The sequence below is a fragment of the Arthrobacter sp. CAN_A212 genome, assembly GCF_015752345.1.
In the GTDB taxonomy this organism is placed as follows: Bacteria; Actinomycetota; Actinomycetes; order Actinomycetales; family Micrococcaceae; genus Arthrobacter_D.
The window spans coordinates 1-2,011 of record NZ_JADOUT010000065.1 but is presented as its reverse complement, the minus strand read 5'-3'; the positions used below and the strand labels follow the sequence as shown (position 1 = coordinate 2,011).

Annotated in this window: 2 protein-coding genes; both read left to right on the top strand. The window is 57.2% G+C overall.

The features are described 5' to 3' along the window. The first annotated feature begins 242 nt into the window (after positions 1-242). On the top strand, positions 243-842 hold the full coding sequence (locus tag IWX64_RS16775; RefSeq protein ID WP_196868262.1) for an RNA polymerase sigma factor: 600 nt from the start codon (positions 243-245) through the stop codon (positions 840-842). Further along, a complete protein-coding gene (locus IWX64_RS16770; protein ID WP_196868261.1) occupies positions 839-1,594 on the top strand; it encodes a peptidase M56 family protein in 756 nt (251 codons plus the stop codon). The genes IWX64_RS16775 and IWX64_RS16770 overlap by 4 nt, the downstream gene beginning before the upstream one ends. The last annotated feature ends 417 nt before the right edge of the window (positions 1,595-2,011 follow it).

The window sequence follows — 2,011 nt, the reverse complement described above, 5'->3', positions numbered from 1 at the left end:
CACTCGGCGGGATCACCCCCGCACAAGCCATGGAACGACTACTATTCGAACCAGGCAAACCCATCGTTGCAACGACCGCCTAAATTCGCCGATCCTTGGGTGCTACACATTCTCGGCGCGCGATGGTTCCGTCCACTTCTGTGTAGGCACGGGGTTGATTGCTACGAGCAGATACCTTCAGGTATTCGAACAGCGGGATACTCGGGTGAACCCTTTTCGAGAGGTACGGACATTATCTAGGTATGGACATTCCTGCAAAGCGATCAGACGTAGAGTTGCTCGCCGATGCTATCGACGGCAACCCGGACAGCTTCGGGGTGCTGTTTGACCGCCATGGGAAACGCGTACTTATCCACGTACGTCGGCAGATTGGTGGAGCAGCGGAAGCCGAGGACATCGTCGCGATGGTCTTTCTCGAAGCTTGGCGGGCCCGCGGAAGAATTCGGTCCGTCGACGACTCCGTGCTTCCCTGGCTCCTAGTGACCAGCAACAATATCCTCCGCAACCACCATCGGAGCGCAAGACGCTACGCCGCATACCTCGCACGGTTACCCGCACCCGCGGTCGTTCCAGACCATGCAGAACACACAGTCGAGGCACTTGGGCAAGCACATCATGCGACCGAGGTGAATCGTGCGTTCGCGCAACTTACTGCCCGTCACCAAGACGTGCTCACGCTGTGCGTGCTGCAAGAAATGACTGTCAGAGAGGCCGCGGACCTCCTGGGTGCGCCCGCCGCCACAATCAAGACTCGGCTCCGAAGGGCAAAGAAGCGCCTAGGTGCCCTTATCCCCCATCTCGCCCCAACGCACCATTACTTTACCGAAGGAGTATCGCGATGACCGAGCACGACGGCTTCGGCCCAGGTAGGGGAACAGCCATCCGTAACCTCTTGGTCGAAGCAGCATCCACGCCCAATACCCGGCGAATACCTCGGCCCACCCTTTCAGAGCAGGCTGCTCGGACACGTCGTCGCATCTGGACCGGGAGTATCGCGCTCGGTGGCCTCGGCGTCCTTGGCGGCGTGGCTGCAGTGGCCAGCGGGAACTTTCTCGTGCCCGGTGAGGACAGGGTGACAGAACTCGTCACACCAGTGATCGCATCAAACACCGGAACCGCAGTGATCGATCTCGGTCCTGCACCCGAGGGGACTACGGATATCGCTTTGGAACTAACCTGCCTCACATCCGGCTACTTCGTGTACGAAGACCTCAGAATCCTGAGTTGCTTAGAGGATCACGGGGGGCTGACTGGGAACAGTTTCCTACCGCGAGAGGATGGACAGACAAGTGTGACCATTCAGACTGCCCCGGACACCCAGTGGAAAATCGTCGCTACCTACGTAAACCGCGCACCCACAGATTGGGCGGTCAACGACAACGGTCAGACCTACGGTGCAGCAAATGAGAACGGAATGCCAGATCTCCTTGCAGTGGAAAAAGAGGACGGAACCTCCGGCTACGTCTACGTACAGGACCTCTTCGGAACGGACGGACAACCATCGAACATCCCACGAGAGTCACGCACCATCACGGTCTCCCTCTACGACTCCACGGGCCAAACCATCATTGGCGACTACACCATCTCAATATGAAAGAGGACGCGATCTGAGTGAGCGAAGCTATCCAGACATCGTAGATCGCAGAAAACTATCCATCTGAGTCGAATCGTGTTTCTGGAAAAGGATAAAGGAACACCTATGTAGAGTCTGGACCTGCTTTACGGTCTATTTGATCGTCGGCTGCGGAAGGTGGGAGTCCTAAATGAGTGTAAATGTCTCTTCGATGGAGCTTCATAATCCAAGCCCAGAACCGAGCGAGCATGCCAGAACCGCCGTTTCTCCGACTTCCGTAGTCACTCAAATCGTTCCCCCTTTTTTCCGGTCGCAGTCGATACCCGTGGGATCTAGCTTATCCGGCTCTTCAGAATTGAGAGTGTAGTTGGCGGCGCCGTGAGGAGTCTGGGGCGGGAGGTTGTTTCGGCTGATGGGAGGGCCTTGGGAGAGAATCGG

What these genes read in the sequence shown, in the direction of transcription:
- IWX64_RS16775 (WP_196868262.1), top strand. Translation starts at nt 243, where the DNA reads ATGGACATTCCTGCAAAGCGATCAGACGTAGAGTTGCTCGCCGATGCT.
- IWX64_RS16770 (WP_196868261.1), top strand. Translation starts at nt 839, where the DNA reads ATGACCGAGCACGACGGCTTCGGCCCAGGTAGGGGAACAGCCATCCGT.